The 19,281-nt window shown below is 73.6% G+C and carries 17 protein-coding genes and 1 tRNA gene; 12 read left to right on the top strand and 6 right to left on the bottom strand.

The genetic code is table 11. From position 1 onward, the window contains the following. Positions 1–134: 134 nt before the first annotated feature. From paaB to RKE29_RS16785, 4 genes are all read left to right on the top strand, one after another. Positions 135–401: a 1,2-phenylacetyl-CoA epoxidase subunit PaaB gene (gene paaB, locus RKE29_RS16800; protein WP_312006218.1), complete on the top strand. Its 267-nt coding sequence runs from the start codon at positions 135–137 to the stop codon at positions 399–401. Next, positions 398–1,102, top strand: a complete 705-nt coding sequence (gene paaC / locus RKE29_RS16795) for a 1,2-phenylacetyl-CoA epoxidase subunit PaaC (protein WP_312006214.1) — start codon at positions 398–400, stop codon at positions 1,100–1,102. Before paaB ends, paaC begins: the two co-directional genes overlap by 4 nt. A gap of 89 nt (positions 1,103–1,191) precedes the next feature. Then, positions 1,192–1,731, top strand: a complete 540-nt coding sequence (paaD, locus tag RKE29_RS16790) for a 1,2-phenylacetyl-CoA epoxidase subunit PaaD (protein ID WP_312006217.1) — start codon at positions 1,192–1,194, stop codon at positions 1,729–1,731. A gap of 278 nt (positions 1,732–2,009) precedes the next feature. After that, positions 2,010–3,260 carry a 2Fe-2S iron-sulfur cluster-binding protein gene (locus tag RKE29_RS16785; RefSeq protein ID WP_312006213.1) on the top strand — a complete coding sequence of 417 codons (1,251 nt, stop codon included), beginning with the start codon at positions 2,010–2,012 and terminating at the stop codon, positions 3,258–3,260. Between the two features lie 338 nt (positions 3,261–3,598). On the opposite strand, the gene RKE29_RS16780 is transcribed toward RKE29_RS16785, so the two are convergent. The 3 genes from RKE29_RS16780 to RKE29_RS16770 all read right to left on the bottom strand — a co-directional run bounded on the left by RKE29_RS16780 (position 3,599) and on the right by RKE29_RS16770 (position 6,160). Beyond that, positions 3,599–3,952: a rhodanese-like domain-containing protein gene (locus RKE29_RS16780; protein ID WP_312006212.1), complete on the bottom strand. Its 354-nt coding sequence runs from the start codon at positions 3,950–3,952 to the stop codon at positions 3,599–3,601. Positions 3,953–4,325: 373 nt separating this feature from the next. Further along, positions 4,326–5,135 (bottom strand): hypothetical protein, encoded by an 810-nt coding sequence (locus RKE29_RS16775; protein WP_312006211.1) that lies wholly within the window; start codon positions 5,133–5,135, stop codon positions 4,326–4,328. 653 nt (positions 5,136–5,788) lie between these two features. Further along, positions 5,789–6,160, bottom strand: coding sequence for a helix-turn-helix domain-containing protein (locus RKE29_RS16770; RefSeq protein ID WP_312006210.1), 372 nt, complete (start codon positions 6,158–6,160; stop codon positions 5,789–5,791). A 104-nt stretch (positions 6,161–6,264) separates the two neighbouring features. On the opposite strand from RKE29_RS16770, the gene RKE29_RS16765 reads away from it, so the two are divergent. Further along, positions 6,265–6,915, top strand: a complete 651-nt coding sequence (locus RKE29_RS16765; protein ID WP_312006209.1) for an NAD(P)H-dependent oxidoreductase — start codon at positions 6,265–6,267, stop codon at positions 6,913–6,915. Between the two features lie 256 nt (positions 6,916–7,171). Then, the gene (locus tag RKE29_RS16760; protein WP_312006208.1) at positions 7,172–8,563 is read left to right on the top strand and encodes an APC family permease; all 1,392 of its coding nucleotides are present in this window, start codon (positions 7,172–7,174) and stop codon (positions 8,561–8,563) included. A 126-nt stretch (positions 8,564–8,689) separates the two neighbouring features. Here RKE29_RS16760 and RKE29_RS16755 read toward each other — a convergent pair. Next, positions 8,690–8,773: transfer RNA gene (locus RKE29_RS16755), tRNA-Leu, on the bottom strand. Between the two features lie 301 nt (positions 8,774–9,074). Here RKE29_RS16755 and RKE29_RS16750 point away from each other — a divergent pair. The 6 genes from RKE29_RS16750 to pknB all read left to right on the top strand — a co-directional run bounded on the left by RKE29_RS16750 (position 9,075) and on the right by pknB (position 17,570). Beyond that, the gene (locus RKE29_RS16750; RefSeq protein WP_312006207.1) at positions 9,075–9,980 is read left to right on the top strand and encodes a DUF3662 and FHA domain-containing protein; all 906 of its coding nucleotides are present in this window, start codon (positions 9,075–9,077) and stop codon (positions 9,978–9,980) included. A 10-nt stretch (positions 9,981–9,990) separates the two neighbouring features. Continuing rightward, a complete protein-coding gene (locus RKE29_RS16745; RefSeq protein WP_312006206.1) occupies positions 9,991–10,509 on the top strand; it encodes an FHA domain-containing protein in 519 nt (172 codons plus the stop codon). 75 nt (positions 10,510–10,584) lie between these two features. Then, positions 10,585–12,306, top strand: a complete 1,722-nt coding sequence (locus RKE29_RS16740) for a protein phosphatase 2C domain-containing protein (RefSeq protein ID WP_312006216.1) — start codon at positions 10,585–10,587, stop codon at positions 12,304–12,306. 22 nt (positions 12,307–12,328) lie between these two features. Further along, positions 12,329–13,753 carry an FtsW/RodA/SpoVE family cell cycle protein gene (locus RKE29_RS16735; RefSeq protein WP_312006205.1) on the top strand — a complete coding sequence of 475 codons (1,425 nt, stop codon included), beginning with the start codon at positions 12,329–12,331 and terminating at the stop codon, positions 13,751–13,753. After that, entirely contained in the window at positions 13,750–15,207 is a 1,458-nt protein-coding gene (locus tag RKE29_RS16730; RefSeq protein WP_312006204.1) for a penicillin-binding transpeptidase domain-containing protein, read from the top strand. The genes RKE29_RS16735 and RKE29_RS16730 overlap by 4 nt, the downstream gene beginning before the upstream one ends. A gap of 344 nt (positions 15,208–15,551) precedes the next feature. Next, the gene (gene pknB / locus RKE29_RS16725) at positions 15,552–17,570 is read left to right on the top strand and encodes a Stk1 family PASTA domain-containing Ser/Thr kinase (protein ID WP_312006203.1); all 2,019 of its coding nucleotides are present in this window, start codon (positions 15,552–15,554) and stop codon (positions 17,568–17,570) included. Positions 17,571–17,715: 145 nt separating this feature from the next. Here the strand turns inward: pknB and RKE29_RS16720 are convergent, their stop codons facing one another. Both RKE29_RS16720 and RKE29_RS16715 read right to left on the bottom strand, forming a co-directional pair. After that, positions 17,716–18,474 carry a class E sortase gene (locus tag RKE29_RS16720; RefSeq protein ID WP_312006215.1) on the bottom strand — a complete coding sequence of 253 codons (759 nt, stop codon included), beginning with the start codon at positions 18,472–18,474 and terminating at the stop codon, positions 17,716–17,718. Positions 18,475–18,530: 56 nt separating this feature from the next. Then, positions 18,531–19,281 (bottom strand): class E sortase (locus tag RKE29_RS16715; RefSeq protein ID WP_312006202.1); only part of this gene is annotated, 751 nt, incomplete at its 5' end.

Here is a 19,281-nt window from a genome sequence, read left to right as displayed (position 1 = left end):
CGGACCCGGACCGCCGGCCGGGCCGGACCTCGGACGGCCGGACCCTCCCGGACCACCCGGCCGCGCCCGGCCCGGACCCGGCCGCGCGCGCGGGCCCCGCGGACGGCGGCGCGTCCGGGGACGCCCCGTGGCCGCTGTGGGAGGTGTTCGTGCGCGGTCGGCGCGGCCTGGCCCACACGCACGCCGGCAGCCTGCACGCCCCGGACGCCGCGATGGCCCTGCGCAGCGCCCGCGACCTGTTCACGCGCCGCACGGAAGGCGAGTCGATCTGGGTGGTGCCGTCGACGGCGGTCACCGCCTCGTCGCCGGACGAGAAGGACCCCTTCTTCGCGCCGTCCGCCGACAAGCCCTACCGGCACCCGACGTTCTACGACATCCCCGAGGAGGTGCCCCACCTGTGACGACGGCGGCACTGGCCCTGGGCGACGACGCGCTGGTGCTCTCCCACCGGCTGGGGGAGTGGGCGGGCCACGCCCCCGCGCTGGAGGAGGAGGTCGCGCTCGCCAACATCGCGCTCGACCTGCTCGGGCAGGCCCGCTTCCTGCTCTCGCTCGCCGGGGACGAGGACGAGCTGGCCTACCTCCGCGACGCGCACGCCTTCCGCAACGTACAGCTCGTCGAGCGGCCGAACGGGGACTTCGCCCACACCATCGCCCGCCAGCTGTACTTCTCCACCTACCAGGAGCTGCTGTACGAGCAGCTGGCGCGCGGCCGCACCGCGCTGGCCCCGCTCGCCGGCAAGGCCGTCAACGAGGCCGCCTACCACCGGGACCACGCCGAGCACTGGACCCTGCGGCTCGGCGACGGCACCGCCGGCAGCCGGGAGCGGATGCGGCGAGGCCTGGAGGCGCTGTGGCGGTTCACCGGCGAGCTGTTCAAGCCGGTCGAGGGATGCGAGGCCGACTGGTCCGCGCTGGACGGCACCTGGCGGGAGCGGGTGACCGACACCCTGCTCCGCGCCACCCTGGCCGTGCCCGAGGGGCCGCGCCGCGTGGCGGGAGCGGCGGGGGGCGGGCGGCAGGGCGTGCACACCGAGGCGTTCGTCCGGACACTCGCCGAGATGCAGCACCTGCACCGCAGCCACCCGGGGGCGCGATGGTGAGCGGAGGTGAGACGGTGAGCGGAGGCCCGGCGGTCCCGGGACGCGCGGCGGCGCCTGGCGGCCCGGGCGGTGCCGCGGGGGCGACGGCGCTGGAGGCCGAGTTGCGCGAGCTGGCGGGCTCGGTGCCCGACCCCGAGCTGCCCGTGCTGACCCTCGCCGAGCTGGGAGTGCTGCGGGACCTGCGGCTGCGCGGGCCGGGCCGGGCCGAGGTCGAGCTGACCCCCACCTACACCGGCTGCCCGGCGGTCGAGACGATGGCAGCCGACATCCGGCGGGTGCTGGGCGAGCGCGGCATACCCGAGGTGGCGGTGCGCACCGTCCTCGCGCCGCCGTGGACGACGGACGCGATCACCCCCGAGGGCCGCCGCAAGCTCGCCGAGGCGGGCATAGCCCCGCCCAGACCCGGTGCGGCGGCCCACCGGACCGCGCGGCGGCCGGTCGCCGCCGGGCGGGAGCCGGGAGGCCAGAGGGCCGCCGAGGGGCCGGTTCCGGTCGAGCTGGCGGTGCGCTGCCCGCGCTGCGGGTCGACCGGGACCACGCTGCTGAGCCGGTTCTCGTCCACGGCGTGCACGGCCCTGCGCCGCTGTGTGACCTGCGGAGAGCCGTTCGACCACATGAAGGAGGTGTGATGGCGCGGAAGAGGGTGGCAGCCCGCGGCGGCCCCGCGGCGCGGCAGGGCGCGGCGACCCGGTCGGCGACGGCCCGCGGCCCTGGCGCGGCCCGGGACAGTGACGCGACCCGTGCCCCTGAGGCATCCCAGGGCCATGACACGGGCCGGGGCCGTGAGGCTGCCGGGGCGGGGGTGGCTGCCGGGGCGGGGGTGGCTGCCGGGACAGGGGTGGCAGCCGGGGCACACGGGGCGGCTCCGCGGGCCCGCTCCCGACACGGCGCGTTCCATCCGCTGCGGGTGACGGCGGTCGACCGGATCACGGAGGACGCCGTGGGCATCACCCTGGCCGTGCCGCCCGCGCTGCGGACCGTGTTCCGCTTCCTGCCCGGGCAGCACATAGCGGTTCGCCGACCCCGGGACGGTCCCGCGCGCGGCTCGGAGACCCGCCGGACGTACTCGATCTGCACTCCGGCCGTGGACCCGGACGGGCCGCGCTCCCTGCGGATCGGGGTGCGGCTGGTCGAGGGCGGGGCCTTCTCCGGGTACGCGCTGGGGGAGCTGGCCCCGGGCGACGTGCTGGAGGCGATGGCCCCGACGGGGCGGTTCGTGCTCGACCCGCGTCCCGGTCACTTCGCCGCCGTCGTCGGCGGAAGCGGGATCACCCCTGTGCTGTCCATCGCGTCGACGCTGCTGCGGCGCGAGCCCGGCGCCCGCTTCTGCCTGGTGCGTGCGGATCGCACCGCCGCCTCGGCCATGTTCCTTCAGGAGGTCGTCGACCTGAAGGACCGCTGGCCTGACCGGTTCCAGCTGGTGACCGTGCTGTCCCGGGAGGAGCGGCGGACCGGGCCGCCGTCGGGACGGCTGGACGCGGGACGGCTGACCTGGCTGCTGCCCGCCCTGGTGCCGGTGCGGTCGGTGGACGGCTGGTTCCTGTGCGGGCCCCACGGACTCGTCCGGAGCGCCCAGCAGGCCCTGAGCAGCCTCGGGGTCGACCGCAGCCGCGTGCACCAGGAGATTTTCCACGCGGAGGAGAAGCAGCCTCCTGGAACGGGCGGGCCGGAACCAGGTGGGTTCCCCGGTCCCGGAGGATCCTCAGGTTCAGGCGGGGCCTTGGTGCCGGGCGGGTCAACAGAGCCGGGGCGGCGGGCGCGGCCTGGTGCGCGAGCCGGGCCCACAGAGCCCACAAAGCTCACAGAGCCCACAAAGCCCGCAGGGCCCGCAGGGCCCGCAGGGCCCGGTGGCGCGCGGCCAGGCGACACCGCACCGCCGGACAGGGCCGTGGTGACGGCCACGCTCGACGGCCGGGCGGGCAGCTGGCCCGTGCGGGACGGGGAGCCGCTGCTGGACGCGGTGCTGCGCGGGCGGGCGGACGCACCGTACGCCTGCAAGGGCGGGGTGTGCGGCACCTGCCGGGCATTCCTGGTCTCGGGCCGGGTGCGGATGGAGCGCAACCACGCGTTGGAGCCGGACGAGGTGGCGGCGGGTTACGTGCTGGCCTGCCAGTCCCACCCGGTGAGCGAGGAGGTGGAGCTGGACTTCGACCGGTGACACGGGGCCGGTGTCCCCGCCTGGCGCCCTGCCTGGGCCCCCGCCCGGCGCCCGCCTGGCACCCCGGCGGCCGGGCGACGACAGCCGGGTGGCGGGCAGCCCGGAAAACGGCCGACCGCCGCACCGCGCGCTGCGGCCCTCACCGTGCGGCCGCCGCCCTCACCGTGCGGCCGCGGCCGGCGAGGCGCGGGGTCGACCGCAGCCGACCAGGCGCGGTGGCAGGACGCGGTCGCCCGGCGGCGTCAGAGGGCGTACGGGTCAGAGGGCGTACGGGTCAGAGGGCGTACGCGTCAGAGGGCGTACGCGTCAGAGGACGTACGCGTCAGAGGACGTACGCGTCAGAGGACGTACGGGGCGTCCGACCGGGTGCCCGGTCCGTGCACCAGGGGGCGGCCTGCCGCTTCCCAGGCGAGCATGCCGCCATCCACGTTGACGGCGTCCAGGCCCTGTGCGATCAGGTACTGGGTCACCTGCGCGGACCGCCCGCCGACCCGGCACACCACGTGCACCGTCCGGTCGTCGCCCACCGCTTCGGTCAGCTCACCGAAGCGCGCTACGACCTGGCCGATCGGGATGTGCAACGCCCCCTCGGCGTGCCCGGCCGCCCACTCGTCGTCCTCCCGTACGTCCAGCAGGAAGGCGTCGGCCGGTACCGCCACCGCGTCCACCTGCGGAAGCTGGCGAAAGTTCATTGGGTCACCTCTCACGTCACCTGCCGCGGACCGGCAGTGCTCTCCCGGCCGCCGATCCCACTTCCGGCCGCGGCCCGTTCCCGACCACGGCCGGGGACCACAGCCGAAAACCGCGGCCCGGTCGCGGCCGCTCGCGACGCGACCGATCGGCTATCGGTTCGTCTGTCGGCACACCGTGCGAGCCGGTCCGGTCCGGGGGGAGCTGAGCCGGGGCGAGCCGAGTCGGGGAACCCGACCAGTGAGGAGCCGGGGGCCGCCTCCAGCCGCCCTCGGCCACGTCCCCGAGCCGTCTCACCCGCACCGGCGCGGTCACGGCCATCCGTACGGTCGCGACAGCAGGGCGTCCGGCCCGGAGCACTCCGTGCAACGCAACCTACTGCACCTGCCGCCCCAGGCTCGCCAGCCGGGTCTCCTTCTCGGCGACCTGGGCGAGGAGCTGTTCGGCGATCTCGTCGAGCAACCTGTCCGGGTCGTCCGGGGCCAGCTTGATCATCGAGCCGATGGCGCCGGACTCCAGCTCCGCCGCCCAGTCCGCCAGCATCTCCTTGCGCTGGGCCAGCCACTCCAGCCGGGCGTACAGCTCCTCGGCCCGGCTCGGCCGCAGCTCGGGCGGCACGGGGCCCGCCGCCCACTCGTCGGCCAGCGCCCGCAGCCCGTCCTCGTCCCCGGCCGCGTAGGCCGCGTTGACCCGCACGATGAAGTCGCCGCGCCGCTCCCGGTCGGCCTCGTCCCGCGCCAGGTCCGGGTGCGCCTTGCGGGCCAGCTCGCGGTAGAGCCGGCGCGCCTCCTCGGTCGGCCGCACCCGCTCCGGCGGCGGCCGTTCGCCGGAGGCCGGTCCGGCACCGGAATCCCCGCCGCCCGAGGCACGGGAACCCGCACCGGACCAGCCGTGGAACAGCTCGTCCACGTCCGGCATCGGCAGCACGGACCCGCGCGCCTCCCGTGCCCTGCGGATGTCCTCCGGATCGCCGGTACGGGCCGCGACCGCCTCGGCGATCAGCGCGTCCAACTCGTCGAGCCGCGCGTACACCGGCCCGAGCCGCTGGTGGTGCAGCCGGGAGAAGTTCTCCACCTCGACGCGGAACGTCTCGACCGCGATCTCGAACTCGATGAGCGCCTGCTCCGCCGCCCGCACCGCCTGCTCCAGGCGCTGGACGGCCTCGTCAGCCTCCGGATTGGTCACCCCGTCAGCCTAGGCCGTGTCGTGTGGATCAGGGCGCGCTCGCCGCCGAACCGCCCCCGGGACCAGGAGCCGGGTCAGGGCGTGAGGAGGCTTCTGGGGTCCGGGGGCGGGGTCGTCGCCGTCCCGGCGCACTTGCCGCACGCCCCCCGCCGACAGCTCACCCGCTCCCCCGGCGCGTAGACGAACAGCGACTCCACCGACCCGTCACACCCCGGCGTCGCGCAGGGAGCCACATCGGCCAGCAGCCCGGCGGCGATCTGTCCGCGCTTGTAGGACCACCGGCAGCTCGCGCAGGGGTACGGAAAGCCCTTCCCGTCCTCGGTCCACAGGATGGCGATGCTGTGCGGCGTCCTGCACTTGGGACAGTCGTGCGGAGACGAAGACGGAGACGAAGAAGAGGCCGGAGACGGGGCCGTGGCCGTGGCCGGTCGCGGGGGTCGGGGCATGGCCGCATCCCACCAGACTCCGGACCCGCCGCCCGCCGCGGCGATCGGTCCGGCCGAGGCCCGCGCGACCGCTCGGCCCCCGTACGACCAGGTCTTTCCGTACGGCGTCCGGTCCGCGGGCACGCTTGGGGCCCGCCCGCGTACCGTACGGGTCACCCGTTCAGGCGACTCGCCGCCGACGCCCGCCGCTGACGCGAGGCGACGGGCTCAGCTCCGCAGGCTCTCCGGGCACTGGCCGCCGTCCGGCAGGTACCGCTCGGCCCACCGGGAGAGTTCCTTGAGGGCGGGCTCCAGCGCGCGGCCCGCGTCCGTCAGCCGGTAGGCCACGCGCAGCGGCGGCCCGGCGTCCACCTCCCGCAGGACCAGACCGGCCCCGGCCAGCTCGGTGAGCCGGTCGGACAGCATGCGTTCGCTGATACCCGGGATGGCTCGCCGCAGCTCGGCGAAGTAGGCGTCCTGCTCCAGCAGCACGGCCACGATCAGCCCGGTCCACCGCTTTCCGAGCAGCTCGAAGACGCGGGTCATGCCGTCGTCGACCTTCTTGCACGGCCCGTGGCCGCGTCCGCCGTGGTCCGCCATGCGAACCAGGGTACTGCGATCCCGTAGGGTGCTGCATAAAAGTAAGCACCTATGCTATTACTAGGTACACACGGAACTTCCGAACCCATCCGAAAGGCTGTCCGATGCCCACCCTGCTGCACCTCGACTCGTCCGTCTTTCCCGGCGACGCCTCCGTCTCCCGCAGCGTCGCCGCGTCCTTCCGCAGGGAGTGGGAGGCCCAGCACCCGAACGGGACGGTCATCTACCGCGACCTGGCCGCCGCCCCTGTGCCGCACCTGGACGGGCTGGCCGCCGGCGCCGGGTTCGTCGGCCCCGACCAGCGCACGCCCGAGCAGCAGGCCGCCTACGCGCTGCGCGACGAACTGGCCGGGGAGCTGGAGCGGGCCGACGCGGTGCTGATCGCGGCCCCGATGTACAACTTCACGATCCCCTCCACCCTCAAGGCGTGGCTGGACCACGTGATCATCATGGGCCGTACGGTCGGCGAGAAGCCGTCCGCCGCCGGCACGCCGACGACCGTCATCGCCAGCCGGGCCGGGGGCTACGGGCCGGGTACGCCGCGCGAGAGCTTCGAGTTTGTGACGACGTACCTGCAGAAGGCGCTGGTCGAGTTCCTCGGTCTGGACGTGCACTTCATCGTCCCCGAGCTGACCGGCGCCCGGCAGAACCCGGCCATGGCCGACCTGATCGAGCAGGCCGACGCCTCGCGCGCCAAGGCCCACGAGGACGCGGCCGCGCGCGGCAAGGACCTCGCCACCCGCCTGCCCGCCTGAGCCACCCGGCCACGCCCAAGCCCGGCCCACGCCCAAGCCCGGCCCACGCCCAGACCGGCCCACGCCCAGACCGGCCACGCCCGGCCCCACCCGGCCACCAGCCACACCGGACCAGAGGTCCCGCCGCCCCGGGACCCGGGCCCGCCCCCGGCGGCGAAGCCTCCCCCATGCGTCCGCGCTCCCGCGCACGCGGCGAGCACCGTACGCTCGTACGCGCGCGGACACGCGCGACGTACGCACGGGGGAGGCCGCCCGCATGACCAAGCCCGCATCCGACGCCGACGGCCCCGACCCGACGGCCACCGACCCGTCGGCCCCCGGCCCCGCAGCCGACGGACCCACCCCGGCCACCGGCCCGGACCCGGCCCCCGCAGCCGCCGCGGGCGACCCCGCCGCCCCCCGCCTCGCCCGCCGCCTCGGCGTCACCGACGCCGTGACCATCGGCCTCGGTTCGATGATCGGCGCCGGGATCTTCGCCGCCTTCGCCCCCGCCGCCCGCGCCGCGGGTTCCGCCCTGCTGCCCGCCCTGGCCCTGGCCGCCGCCGTCGCCTACTGCAACGCCACCGCCTCCGCCCGCCTCGCCGCCCGCTACCCGGCCTCCGGCGGCACGTACGTCTACGCGCGCGAGCGCCTGGGCGCGTTCTGGGGCTACCTGGCGGGCTGGTGCTTCGTCGTCGGCAAGACCGCCTCGTGCGGGGCGATGGCGCTCACCGTCGGCGCGTACGCCTGGCCGGGCCACGAGCGGCCCGTCGCCGTCGCCGCCGTGGTCGCGCTCACCGTGCTCAGCGCGCTGGGCGTGCGGAAGGCCGCGTGGCTGACCCGGGTGATCGTGGCGGCCGTCCTGCTCGTCCTGGCCGCCGTCGTGGCCGCCTGCGCCACCGCCGACCCGGCCGACGCCGCCCGCCTGCGCCCGGGCGGGGACGCGACGGCGGACGGCCTGCTCCAGGCGGCCGGGCTGCTGTTCTTCGCCTTCGCCGGGTACGCGCGTGTCGCCACGCTCGGCGAGGAGGTGCGCGACCCGGCCCGTACGATCCCCCGCGCGATCCCGCTCGCGCTGGGCGTCACCCTCGTCGTGTACGCGGCCGTGGCCGCCGCCGCGCTCGCCGTCCTCGGCGCGCCCGGGCTCGCCGGGGCCGGGGCGCCGCTCGCGGACGCGGTACGGGCGGCGGACGCGCCCGCGCTGGCCCCCGCCGTCCGCGCCGCCGCCGCCGTGGCCGCGCTCGGCTCGCTGCTCGCGCTGACCCTGGGCGTCTCGCGCACCGCCCTCGCCATGGCCCGCGACCGCCACCTGCCCCGCGCCCTGACCGCCGTGCACCCCCGCCACGCCACCCCCTGGCGCGCCGAACTGGCCGTCGGCGCCGTGGTGGCCGTCCTCGCCGCGACGGCCGACCTGCGGGGCGCGATCGGCTTCTCGTCCTTCGGGGTGCTCTTCTACTACGCGCTCGCCAACGCCTCCGCCTGGACCCTGCACCCCGAGCGCGCCCCCGGCGAGCGCCTGCCCCGCGCCCTCCCGGCCGTCGGCCTCACCGGGTGCCTGCTGCTGGCCTTCACGCTCCCGGCGGTCTCGGTGCTGACCGGGGCCGGGGTGGTGGCGGCCGGCACCGCCGCGTACGCCGCCCGCCGCGCGCGTACCCCCGCACCGCGATGAGCCGCCGAGACCGCCCATCAGGCCCGGCAAGGACGAGCAAGGCCGAGCAGGGACCAGCGAAGCCACAGAGCCCGGCAAAGCCCCGGAAAAACAGAGAAACCCCTGATCAACAGGGGTCTCTGAGAGTGCGCGAGGGGGGAGTTGAACCCCCACGCCCTTGCGGGCACTGGAACCTGAATCCAGCGCGTCTGCCTATTCCGCCACCCGCGCATTGGGTGTCGCCGTCCGGTCCCGCGCGTCTCGTGGTGCGCCGCCTTCCGACATGCAGAAGGTTAGCACGCGCCCGGGTGCTGCTTCACACCGTTACCTCCCGCCCCCGAGCGTCGTTGAGTCCGTCCCGGTTGCGGGACACTGTCAGGAGGGCCCCTCTACGATCCCTGTGAGCGAGGACATCGCTCCGCGAGGTCCAGGAAGGTCCGGGAAGTGGAACCACTCGATTTCCCTACGCGTGGATACGATCAGTAAGCACTATGAGGACGACACTGAGCACGGCTGAGGAAGGAGGTGCCCGGTGGGGGTACTGAAGCGCTTCGAGCAGCGACTCGAAGGCCTCGTGAACGGCACCTTCGCCAAGGTGTTCAAGTCCGAGGTGCAGCCCGTCGAGATCGCGGGCGCGCTCCAGCGCGAGTGCGACAACAACGCCAGCATCTGGAACCGCGACCGGACCGTCGTCCCCAACGACTTCATCGTCGAGCTGAGCGCGCCGGACTACGAGCGGCTGAGTCCGTACTCCGGGCAGCTCGGCGACGAGCTGGCGGGCATGGTGCGCGACTACGCCAAGCAGCAGCGCTACACCTTCATGGGGTCCATCCAGGTACACCTGGAGAAGGCGGACGACCTGGACACCGGGCTGTACCGGGTGCGCAGCCGGACCCTGGCCTCCAGCCATTCGCAGCAGGCCGCGCCGGGGCAGCCCCAGGCACCCCAGACGCATGGCCCCCAGGGACCGCACGGCCCCCAGCCGCCGCAGGGCCCGTACGGCGGGCGGCCGCCGCAGGGACGCAGGCCCGGGGAGTTCGGCGGGCCGCCGCCGGCCGGTGCGCCCGCGGGAGCGCCGCCGATGCCGCCGGGGCCGCCGCCCGGAGGGCGTCCGGTGCCGCCGCGCGGGCCGGGCGGGCCGGGGCGCGGATACGGGCAGGTGCGGCGCTGGATCGAGATCAACGGCACCCGGCACCAGATCTCCCGGCCCACGCTCGTACTGGGCCGCAGTACGGACACCGACGTGCGGATCGACGACCCCGGCGTCTCCCGCCGGCACTGCGAGATCCGGGTGGGCACGCCCTCGACCATCCAGGATCTGGGCTCGACCAACGGCATCGTGGTGGACGGGCAGCACACCACCCGCGCTACGCTCCGCGACGGCTCGCGTGTCGTCGTGGGCAGCACCACCATCGTGTACCGGCAAGCCGAAGGGTGAAGCGGGGGCAATGTCAGAGCTGACCCTCACGGTCATGCGGTTGGGTTTCCTCGCCGTACTGTGGCTGTTCGTCATCGTCGCGGTGCAGGTCATCCGCAGTGACCTGTTCGGCACCCGGGTGACGCAGCGCGTCGCGGCGGGCCGCCGGGCCGCGCCCGACCGGCCGCAGCGGCCCGCCGCGCCCCCGCAGCAGCGGCAGCAGCCCGCGCGGAGCGGCACGCGCGGGCGGCGCGGCGGGCCGACCAAGCTGGTGGTCTCCGAGGGCACGCTGGCCGGCACGACCGTCGCCCTCCAGGGGCAGACCATCACCCTCGGACGGGCCCACGACTCGACGATCGTGCTGGACGACGACTACGCCTCCAGTCGGCATGCCAGGATCTACCCGGACCGTGACGGCCAGTGGATCGTCGAGGACCTCGGGTCTACCAACGGTACGTACCTGGACCGGACCCGCCTGACCGCACCGACACCGATTCCGCTGGGCGCGCCGATCCGTATCGGCAAGACCGTCATCGAGCTGCGGAAGTAGTACGACCATGACGACCGGAGGGTGGGCAGCGTGGTTGGCAAGGGGCTGTACCCGGAGCCGACGGGCGAGGTGCGCATGAGTCTGTCGCTGCGTTTCGCCGCCGGATCGCACAAGGGCATGATCCGGGAGGGCAACGAGGACTCCGGTTACGCCGGGCCCCGCCTGCTGGCCATCGCCGACGGCATGGGCGGCCAGGCGGCCGGCGAGGTGGCCAGCTCCGAGGTGATCTCCACCCTGGTGCAGCTCGACGACGACATTCCCGGCTCGGACATCCTGACGTCGCTGGGTACGGCCGTGCAGCGGGCCAACGACCAGCTGCGCGTCATGGTCGAGGACGACCCGCAGCTGGAGGGCATGGGCACCACCCTGACCGCGCTGCTGTGGACCGGGCAGCGGCTGGGCCTGGTGCACGTGGGCGACTCGCGCGCGTACCTGCTGCGGGACGGCCAGCTCACCCAGATCACCCAGGACCACACGTGGGTGCAGCGCCTGGTGGACGAGGGGCGGATCACCGAGGAGGAGGCCAACGCCCACCCGCAGCGCTCCCTGCTGATGCGCGCGCTGGGCAGCGGCGACCGCGTGGAGCCGGACCTGTCGATCCGCGAGGTGCGGGCCGGCGACCGGTACCTGATCTGCTCCGACGGGCTGTCCGGCGTCGTCAGCCACCAGACGCTGGAGGACACCCTCGCCAGCTACCAGGGCCCGCACGAGACCGTGCAGGAGCTGATCCAGCTCGCGCTGCGCGGCGGCGGCCCGGACAACATCACGTGCATTGTCGCCGACGTGCTCGACGTGGACGACAGCGACACCCTCGCCGGTCAGCTCAACGACACGCCCGTCATCGTGGGCGCGGTCGCCGAGAACCAGGCGCCGCTGGGCGACGGCCCGGCCGCGCAGACGCCCGCGGGCCGGGCCGCCGAGCTGGGCCGCGGCCGGTCCGTGCCGCCGCAGGGCGACGCGCCGGGCGCCTTCGGGCCGCCCGGCAGCGGCGACCCGTCGCTGGGCGACGGGCACGGGGCGTTCAGCACGTACGCGGACGCGGACGGCGGGTACGGCAAGAAGGCCGGGCGCGGCCGGTGGGTGAAGCGGTCGGCGCTCATCGCGCTGGGCCTGGCGGTGGTCGCGGGCGGCCTGTACGGGGGCTACCGCTGGACGCAGCGGCAGTACTACGTCGGGGCCAACGGCGACCACGTCGCGATCTACCAGGGCATCAGCCAGGACCTCGCCTGGATCAAGCTCAACAAGGTGCACGAGGACCACCGCGAGATCGCCCTCAGGTACCTGCCCGTGGACCAGCGCGGCCGCGTCGAGGACACCATCACCGTCAACGGCATCGGCCAGGCCCGGCAGAAGACCGAGGACCTGGCGGTCCTGGCGAGCGCGTGCAAGAAGGTCGACCAGCAGCGCCAGGCCGCCGCCGAGCGGGAGAAGGCCGAGAACAACCAGCAGCGCCCCGGCGGCGGCCGGCCGGGCGGCCAGGTCGCCAACCCCACCGGGGGCCAGGCGGGCGGCGCGTCCGACGCGGCGTACGGCACCGGCGCGGCCGGGAGCCTGCCGGGCGCCGCCGTGGCCGCCGCGTGGACCGGCGGCGGGCTGGACCTGTCGCTCGCCACCGAGCTGCGGCGCGCCCCGGGCCCCACCGGCCAGCCCTCCCCCGGCGCGACCACGGCGCCGCCCTCCGGCGGGGCCGGCGGCCCCTCCTCCTCCCCGTCCGCCAGCCCGACTCCCGACCCCGGCCCGAGCCTGACGGCCGCGGAGCGGGAGGTGGTCCCGCAGTGCAACACCACGCAGCCGTGACGCCCCGGGGAGCGGTCCGCGCATGAGCACCCCCACCGGCACCCCGGCCGGCAACACCACGACCATCAGCACCGCGGGGCCGCCGAGCCGGCGCAACACCGAGCTGGCCATGCTGTTCTTCGCCGTGGTCATCCCGGTCTTCGCGTACGCCAACGCCGGGCTCGCGCTCAGCGACGAGCTGCCCTCCGGCCTGCTGAAGTACGGCCTCGGGCTCGGCCTGCTGGCCGGCGCGGGCCACCTGGTGGTGCGCAAGTTCGCGCCGTACGCCGACCCGCTGCTGCTGCCGATCGCCAGCCTGCTTAACGGCCTGGGCCTGGTGCTGATCTGGCGGCTGGACCAGTCGCCGCGGCTGGCCCGGATAGCTCAGGCGCGCGACCAGGTGTTCCAGGCCTCCGCGCCCAAGCAGCTGCTGTACTCGGCGATGGGCATCGCGCTGTTCGTCGCCGTCCTGCTGCTGCTGAAGGACCACCGCAGGCTCCAGCGCTACACGTACATCTCGATGGCCGCGGCGCTGGTGCTGCTGATCCTGCCGGTGTTCTTCCCGGCCGTGTACGGCGCCCGCATCTGGATCAACGTGGCCGGCTTCTCGATCCAGCCCGCCGAGTTCGCCAAGATCATCATCGCGGTGTTCTTCTCCGGCTACCTGATGGTCAAGCGGGACGCGCTGGCGCTGGCCAGCCGCCGGTTCATGGGCCTGTACCTGCCGCGCGGCCGCGACCTCGGGCCGATCATCGTGGTGTGGGGGATGAGCATCCTCATCCTGGTCTTCGAGACCGACCTGGGCACCTCGCTGCTGTTCTTCGGCATGTTCGTGGTCATGCTGTACGTGGCCACCGAGCGCACCAGCTGGATCGTGTTCGGCCTGCTGATGGCCGCCGTCGGCGCGGTGACCGTGGCGTCCTTCGAGCCGCACGTGCAGTCCCGGGTGGACGCCTGGCTGGACCCGTTCGCCGCGTTCGACAACGGCACCTCCGACCAGGTCGCGCAGGCGCTGATGGCCTTCGGCTCCGGCGGCATCCTGGGCACCGGGCTCGGCCAGGGCGACTCCGACCTGATCGGCTTCGCCGCCAACTCCGACTTCATCCTGGCCACGGTCGGCGAGGAGCTGGGGCTGGCGGGCACCATGGCCGTCCTGCTGCTGTACGGGCTGATCGTGGAGCGCGGCGTGCGCACCGCCCTGGCCGCCCGCGACCCGTTCGGCAAGCTGCTGGCCATCGGCCTGTCGGCGGCCTTCGGCATCCAGGTGTTCGTGGTGGCGGGCGGTGTCATGGGGCTGATCCCGCTGACCGGCATGACCATGCCGTTCCTGGCGTCCGGCGGCTCGTCGGTGATCGCCAACTGGGCGCTCGTCGCCATCCTGATCAAGATCAGCGACACCGCGCGCCGTCCGGCGCCGGCCCCCGCCCCCTCCACTGACGCCGAGATGACCCAGGTGGTGCGCCCGTGAACAAGCCTGTGCGCCGCATCGCGATCTTCTGCGGGCTGCTGGTGCTCGCGCTGCTGGTGCGGGACAACTGGATCCAGTTCGTCCAGGCCGACGAGCTGAAGACCAACAAGCACAACCGGCGGGTGCTCATCGCCCGCTACAGCCAGCCGCGCGGCAACATCATCGTGGACGGCCGGGCGATCACCGGCTCGGTGGAGACCAACAGCACCGACTTCGCGTACAAGCGCACCTACCAGAACGGCGCCATGTGGGCGCCGGTCACCGGCTACGCCTCCCAGGTGTACGGCGCCACCCAGCTGGAGAGCATCGACGACGGCATCCTCACCGGCGACGACGACCGCCTGTTCTTCAACCGGACGATCGACATGATCACCGGGAAGGAGAAGAAGGGCGGCGACGTGATCACCACGCTGAACGCGAAGGCGCAGCAGGCCGCGTTCCGGGGCCTGGGCAACAAGAAGGGCGCCGTCGCCGCGCTCGACCCGCGCACCGGCAAGATACTCGCCCTGGCCAGCACGCCCAGCTACGACCCGTCGACCATCGCGGGCAGCGGCAAGCAGGACGCGGCGGCCTGGAAGGCGCTGGACAAGAAGAACAACCCCGACGACCCGATGCTCAACCGGGCGCTGCGCCAGACCTACCCGCCCGGCTCCACCTTCAAGGTCGTCACCGCCGCGGCCGCGCTGGAGGACGGCAAGTACTCCGACATCGACGCGCCCACCGACTCGCCGCTGCCGTGGAAGCTGCCGCTGTCCACCCGCTACCTGCACAACGAGGGCAACCTGCCCTGCAAGAACGCGAGCCTGCGCAACGCCCTGCGGGTCTCCTGCAACACCGTCTTCGGCAAGCTCGGCGACGACCTCGGCAACGAGAAGATGCGCGAGCAGGCCGAGAAGTTCGGTTTCAACCAGGAGGTCTTCACCCCGGTCCGGGCCGTGGCCAGCGTCTACCCCAAGGACAACCAGCCGCAGAACGCGCTGGACAGCATCGGCCAGGGCAGCAACCGCGCCACCCCGCTCCAGATGGCCATGGTCGCCGCCGCCGTCGCCAACAACGGCAAGCTCATGGAGCCGTACATGGTCGACAAGCTGCGCGCCCCGAACCTGAGCGTCGTGGAGCAGCACAGCCCGCGCCAGATGAGCCAGCCGATGTCCGCCGACACCGCGCGCAAGCTCCAGGCCATGATGGAGACCGTGGTCACGGACGGCACGGGCCGCAACGCCCGCATCCCCGGGGTCACGGTGGGCGGCAAGACGGGCACCGCGGAGCACGGCGTCGGCAACACCGGCACGCCCTACGCCTGGTTCATCTCCTACGCCAAGGGCGACGACGGCTCCCCGGTCGCGGTCGCCGTGGTGGTGGAGAGCTCCGGGGCCACCGAGGTCTCCGGCGGCCGCCTGGCCGCGCCCATCGCGCGCAGTGTGATGAAGGCGGTGCTCGACAGCGAGAAGTGACATTCCGGGTCAGCCGGGTCCCTCGGGGACATAGGGGACCGCCGGGCCGCGTGGGCCCACCGGTCCGTAAAGAACTGTAAAAACGTGACTCAGGCCACACTTGACCGTCAACTCCGCACGTCACAGTGGCGGCGGGCGGTGAGGCGCAGGCCACACCCGAGGTCGGCGCGCCATGCCGGGTACGGTATGCGCGAGCACCACGCGCCAGGCCCCCGGGCGGGCGCCGGGAGCGGTGCTCGAAGCGGGTGCGGGAGCGGGAGCGCGGCCGGCAGGGCGGGTGGCGCGGCCGGTGCGGTGCGCGCGGTGCGGGAACGCGGGAACGACGGAAGAGGGCTGGAGTAGCTATGGAAGAGCCGCGTCGCCTCGGCGGCCGGTACGAACTGGGCTCGGTGCTCGGCCGCGGCGGCATGGCGGAGGTCTACCTCGCGCACGACACCCGCCTCGGCCGTACCGTCGCCGTGAAGACGCTCCGGGTGGACCTCGCCCGCGACCCGTCCTTCCAGGCCCGGTTCCGCCGCGAGGCGCAGTCGGCCGCCTCGCTGAACCACCCGGCGATCGTCGCGGTCTACGACACCGGCGAGGACTACGTCGACGGCGTGTCCATTCCGTACATCGTGATGGAGTACGTCGACGGCTCCACCCTGCGCGAGCTGCTGCACACCGGCCGGAAACTGCTGCCCGAGCGCACCCTGGAGATGACCGTCGGGATTCTCCAGGCGCTGGAGTACTCGCACCGGAACAACATCGTTCACCGCGACATCAAGCCCGCGAACGTCATGCTCACCCGCACCGGCCAGGTCAAGGTCATGGACTTCGGCATCGCCCGGGCCCTCGGCGAGTCGGGCATGACCATGACGCAGACCTCGGCCGTCATCGGCACCGCGCAGTACCTCTCCCCCGAGCAGGCCAAGGGCGAGGCCGTCGACGCCCGCAGCGACCTGTACTCCACCGGCTGCCTGCTGTACGAGCTGCTGACCGGCCGCCCGCCGTTCATCGGCGACTCGCCCGTCGCCGTGGCCTACCAGCACGTACGGGAGGAGGCGCAGCCGCCCAGCGCGCACGACCCCGAGCTCACGCCCGAGATGGACGCGATCGTGCTGCGCGCCCTGGTGAAGGACCCCGACTACCGCTACCAGTCGGCCGACGAGATGCGCGCCGACATCGAGGCGGCCCTCGACGGCCAGCCGGTCGCCGCCACCGCCGCCCTCGGCTCGGTCGGCTACGGCGGCGCCGACGACCAGCCCACGACCCTGCTGCGGTCCCAGGAGCCCGGCGGCGCGACCTCCGTGCTGCCCCAGGCGCGCGACGACGACGGCGCCGGATACGGGGGCTACGGCGGCTACGACGAGCGGCCCGACCGGCGGCGCGGCAACGGCGACCGCAAGCGCCGGACGTCGACGGTGCTGCTGGTGGTGGCCGGGATACTGGTGCTGGTCGGCGCGATCTTCATCGGCAAATCGGTGTTCGGCGGCGGCGCCAACGACGACATGGTCGACGTGCCCAACCTCGTCGGCAAGACGCTCGACGAGGCCAAGCGGCTCGCCGACAACGGCGACTTCGTGGTCGAGGAGGGCACCCCCGACTTCTGCGACCAGCCGAAGAACACCATCTGCTCGCAGACCCCCAGCGGCGCGGACGCCCAGGTCAAGCGGCACGGCGCGGTCCAGGTCGTGCTGTCGAAGGGCGCGAAGCCCGCCGAGCGGATCACCGTGCCGGACGTGCTGAACATCCAGTACGACGAGGCCAGGTCCACCCTGGAGGCCAAGGGCTTCCACGTCCTGAAGAAGACCGAGGAGTCCGACCAGACCGCGAACAAGGTCATGCGGCAGGACCCGCAGGGCGGCACGAAGGCCGCCAAGGGCTCCGACATCACGCTGACCGTCGCCGTGCCGCAGACGAAGATCTCCCTGCCGCCGGTCACCAACCAGACCCTCGCCGACGCCAAGAAGCAGCTGGAGGACCTGGGCCTGACCGTCGTCACCCAGGAGACCGAGACCGCCGACGTCGACCCCGGCACCGTCACCGCCCAGTCCCCGGAGGCGGGCACCCAGGTCGCGCCGGGTTCGACGGTCACCCTGACGGTCTCCAAGGCGCCGACGATGGTCACCGTGCCGACCCTGACCGGCCAGACCCTGAAGGACGCCAAGAAGGCGCTCCAGGACGCGGGCCTGACCGTCGGCACCATCAACGGCCCGCAGGACGACAACGCGCGCGTCGTGATCAGTCAGCCGCAGCAGGGCAGCCAGGTGGCCCGGGGCACGGCCGTCACGCTGACCACCTTCGGCGGGAGCAGCGGCAACGGCAACGGGGGCGACGACGGAGACGGCGGAGGCGGGGGCGACGGCTTCCCGTTCGGCAACTGACGCACGGGGCCCACGGCCGCACTGAACCACCGACCGACGACTGAGCCCGGGGCTGCGGCCCCGGGCTCAGTCGTCGGTCGGTGCGGTCGGCGTGGTTTCACGTGAAACCCGTGGTTTCACGTGAAACCACGCCGACCGCCCAGCGCTAGTCCAGCTCCTTCGGCGGCGTACGGTCCGCGTCGACCTTCTGCGTGCGCACCAGCTCGCCCCACACGATGTACCGGTGCCGCGAGGTGTACACCGGCGTGCACGTCGTCAGCGTGATGTAGCGGCCCGGGCGGGTCTTGCCCGACTCCTTCGGCACCTGGGCGATCGCCTTGACGTTGAGCTTGGACGTCTCCGGCAGCGTCGCGTACACCCGGTAGACGTACCAGGTGTCGCGGGTCTCCATGACGATCGGGTCGCCCTTGTCCAGCTTGTGGATGTTGTGGAACTTCGCGCCGTGCCCGTCCCGGTGCGCGGCGAGCGTGAAGTTGCCCGTCCTGTCCCAGGGCATCGCGGACTTGACCGGCTTGGTGTAGAAGCCCGCCACGCCGTCGTTGAGCACGCTGTTCGACGTGCCCTTTCGGACCAGGATCGAGCCCTCGTGGAAGGCCGGTACGTGCAGGAAGCCGATGCCGGTACCGGTGTCGAGGTGGCCCGGTGCGGTGCTGGCCCACTCGCGGCGGACCTGGTCGCTCTGCTTCTTGGCCTCGCGGTCGGCGAGGACGTTCGTCCACCACAGGGAGTAGACGACGAACAGCGCCATGATCACGCCCGCGGTGATCAGCAGCTCTCCCAGAAAGCTGACCACCGTGGCCGCCACCGACCCGGTGCGGCGGCGGTGACGCCGCCGGGGTGTCGCGGTGGGCGTGTCGTCCCGCCGCTCGTCGTGCTCGGTGCGTGCCACCGCGTCGTACTCCATCTCGTTGTTCTTCTGGCTCCCGGCTCCCGCCGTCCCGGTCCGGCCGGCCTTGCGTCTCACTCGGTCAGGGCGGCCGGCTTGCCCTTGCTCCGGGGCTGCTCGCCGACCATCCGGCCCCACACGATCATCCGGTACTTGCTGGTGAACTCCGGCGTGCAGGTCGTGAGGGTGATGTACCGGCCGGGCTTGGTGAAGCCCGAGCCGGGCGGCACCGGCCCGATGACGCCGACGTTGGCGGGGGACGTCTGCGGCAGGATGCTCGTCATCTCGTACGTGTAGAAGCGGTTCTGCGTCTCCACGATGATCTTGTCGCCGGGCTTGAGGCGGTTGACGTAGCGGAACGGCTCGCCGTGGGTGTTGCGGTGGCCGGCCACCGCGAAGTTGCCGGTGCGGTCCCACGGCATGGCGGTCTTCAGGGAGCCCTCGCTGTAGTGGCCGACCATGCCGTGGTCGAGGACCTTGTGCTTGTCGATGCCCTCGGCGATCGGCGCCTTCACGTCCAGCTTGGGTATGTAGAGGATCGCGAATCCCTCGCCGGGTGAGAAGACGCCCGCCGCGCCGTTCTCCCCGTCCTCGTCCCACTGCTGCTGGAGGCGGCTGGCGGCCCCCTTGGCCTCCCACTCGGCCCGGATGTTGGTCCACCACAGCTGGTAGGTCACGAACAACAGCAGCAGCACGCCGATCGTGATGAACACCTCGCCGACGAGGCGGCTGGCGACGGTCGCCGGGCTGTCCTTGCGCGCGCGGGCGGCGCGCCGGGCCTCCACGCGCGTGCGCGGGCGCGCCGCGGCCCCGGCGGCCCCCGCG

This window comes from Streptomyces sp. B1866, assembly GCF_031932565.1.
Lineage (GTDB): Bacteria > Actinomycetota > Actinomycetes > Streptomycetales > Streptomycetaceae > Streptomyces.
Note: the sequence above shows the minus strand (reverse complement) of the source record. Positions and strands in the feature narration are given on the sequence as shown.